At 75.0% G+C, this 2,463-nt stretch carries 4 protein-coding genes; all 4 read left to right on the top strand.

Translation table 11 applies throughout. The features are described 5' to 3' along the window. On the top strand, positions 1 to 188 hold a 188-nt coding region (locus AC1DUQ_RS20700), incomplete at its 5' end, for a hypothetical protein (RefSeq protein ID WP_477074513.1). A 36-nt stretch (positions 189 to 224) separates the two neighbouring features. After that, entirely contained in the window at positions 225 to 737 is a 513-nt protein-coding gene (locus AC1DUQ_RS20695) for a type III secretion system chaperone family protein (RefSeq protein WP_477062968.1), read from the top strand. A 4-nt stretch (positions 738 to 741) separates the two neighbouring features. Continuing rightward, positions 742 to 1,698, top strand: coding sequence for a tRNA (adenosine(37)-N6)-dimethylallyltransferase MiaA (miaA, locus tag AC1DUQ_RS20690; protein ID WP_477062969.1), 957 nt, complete (start codon positions 742 to 744; stop codon positions 1,696 to 1,698). After that, a partial coding sequence (gene dapF / locus AC1DUQ_RS20685; protein ID WP_477074512.1) for a diaminopimelate epimerase occupies positions 1,695 to 2,463 on the top strand: 769 nt, incomplete at its 3' end. The genes miaA and dapF, both read left to right, overlap by 4 nt.

Raw genomic sequence — 2,463 nt, 5'->3', positions numbered from 1 at the left:
GGCGGGCCGCGCGAGCCCGGCTCGTCGGCGACGACCCCGCGCTGGCCGACGAGCTCGCCGTCCGTGGCTGGGCGCCGTGGCAGGTCCTGGTCGGTGCAGCCGGCGACGGATGCGTCCGGGCGCGCACGCTCGCGGCGTCGACGGACCTGGGCGCGCAGCACGCGGTCCTGCTCTGGGACGCCCGGTAAGGTCTCGCTGTCCGTCCCCGACACACCGAGGTCCCGATGTCATCCCCCGAGCACGAGCCCACCCTCCCGCCGCTGACCATCGAGCGCGTCGCGCAGCGGCTCGACGCCCGGGGCTCGGTCTACGGCCGGGACACCGACGGCGACCTGGTGGGCCGCTGGGACAGCCACCCGTTCTGGTTCATCGCGATGGGCCGCACCAAGGAGTACCTCCAGGTCCGTGGCCGCTGGGCGCGGCAGGTGCCGGGCACGGAGCTCGGCACCATCCTGCTCGGTGCCAACAAGTGGTCCGAGACCATGGTCTGGCCCAAGATCTACGTGCGGATCGAGGACGAGCACGTGGCCGTGTACACGGAGCACACCGTCGACTACCAGAGCGGCGTCAGCGACGAGCAGCTGGACCTGCACCTGACCGGCGGGATCGCCAGCGCCCTGCGCTTCTTCGCCGAGCTCGACGAGCGCTACCCCGACGCCGCCCCGACCGCGCCCGTGGCCCGTCAGCCGCAGACCCCGGTCGCCTACCACGACCCCGCGCGACCCACCGTGGAGTGAGGGCATGACCCTCGTGGTCGCGCTCGTCGGCCCGACGGCGACGGGCAAGTCCGACCTCGGGCTCGCGCTCGCCCACGCGCTCGGCGGCGAGATCGTCAACGCGGACGCCATGCAGCTGTACCGCGGCATGGACATCGGCACGGCCAAGCTGACCGTCGACGAGCGCCAGGGAGTGCCGCACCACCTCCTCGACGTGCTCGACGTCCACGAGGACGCGTCGGTCGCCGACTACCAGGCGCGCGCGCGGTCAGCGCTCGACGCGATCGAGCGCGCCGGTCATCGCGCCATCGCCGTCGGCGGTTCCGGCCTCTACGTCCGCGCCCTGCTCGACCACATGGAGTTCCCCGGCACGGACGAGGCCCTGCGTGCCCGGCTCGAGGCGCGGGTGGAGGCCGAGGGCGCCCGCGCGCTGCACGCGGAGCTCGCCGCCGCCGACCCCGTCGCCGCCGAGGGCATCGGCCCCCGCAACGCGCGCCGGATCGTGCGCGCCCTGGAGGTCATCGCGCTCACCGGCCGTCCCTACTCCGCGAGCCTGCCGCAGCACGTCTACGAGGTGCCGGCCGTGCAGATCGGGCTGGACTGCGACCGCGCGGTCCTCGACGAGCGGATCACCGAGCGGGTCGCCCGGATGTGGGGGCGCGGCCTGGTGGTGGAGGTGGAGCACCTGCTCGAGCACGGTCTGGGCCGGACGGCGTCGCGCGCCGTGGGGTATGCCGAGGTGCTCGCGATGCTCCGCGGCGAGCTCACCCCGGACGACGCACAGGCCGCGATCGCTGCTGGGACGCGCCGGCTGGCCCGCAAGCAGATGGGCTGGTTCGGTCGCGACCCGCGGGTGCACTGGCTCGACGCGCGCGATCCCGACCTCGTGGCCCACGCGCTGGCGCTCGTCGCCGCGGCCGACGCCGGCGAGCTGGGGCTCGCCACGGACGACCCGGCGCCACGACGTAGCCTGGGCTCATGACCGTGGTGGCCGCCCCGACCCTGCACGTGACCAAGGGTCACGGGACGCAGAACGACTTCGTCCTGCTCGACGACCGCGAGGCCCGGATCGACCTGTCCGCGACGCTCGTCCGTGAGCTGGCGGACCGGCGGGCCGGGGTCGGCGGAGACGGTGTCATCCGGGTGGTCGCCAGCGAGCTCCTGCCCGAGGGCGTGGCCGCGCTGGCCGAGGACCCGTCGGCCCGCTGGTTCATGGACTACCGCAACGGCGACGGGTCGGTCGCGGAGATGTGCGGCAACGGCGTGCGCGTGTTCGCCGCCTACCTCGAGCGGCTCGGCCTGTGGGACGCGGCCGACGGCGAGCTGGCCCTGGGGACCCGGGCGGGCGTGCGGCGCGTGCGGCGGGTGCAGGTCCCCGCCGGCATCGGCGACGACGTCTGGTACGCCGTCGACATGGGTCGCTGGCACCTTCCCGGCGGCGCCGAGGCCGTGCGCGCCGGGGCGGACGCGGAGGTCGAGGTCGCCGGGCTGGAGGTCGCGCGCGCCGGGCTGAGCGTCGACGTCGGCAACCCGCACGTCGTCCTCGCGCTGGGTGGCGAGGACGAGCTGACGGCCGCCGACCTCACGCGTGCGCCTCAGGTCACCCCGGTGCCTCCGCACGGCACCAACGTCGAGCTCGTCGTGCCGCTGGGTGAGGACGAGGCGGTGGACGGTTCGCTCGTCGGCCGGCTCCGCATGCGGGTGCACGAGCGGGGGGTCGGCGAGACCCGGTCCTGCGGCACCGGTG

The organism is Cellulomonas sp. P4_B5_2 (assembly GCF_056402235.1).
The sequence above is the reverse complement of the archived record's forward strand: the minus strand, read 5'-3'. Positions and strand labels throughout refer to the sequence as shown.

Coding starts and splice junctions, on each gene's coding strand:
- AC1DUQ_RS20695 (WP_477062968.1), top strand. CDS start 225: ATGTCATCCCCCGAGCACGAGCCCACCCTCCCGCCGCTGACCATCGAG.
- miaA (WP_477062969.1), top strand. CDS start 742: ATGACCCTCGTGGTCGCGCTCGTCGGCCCGACGGCGACGGGCAAGTCC.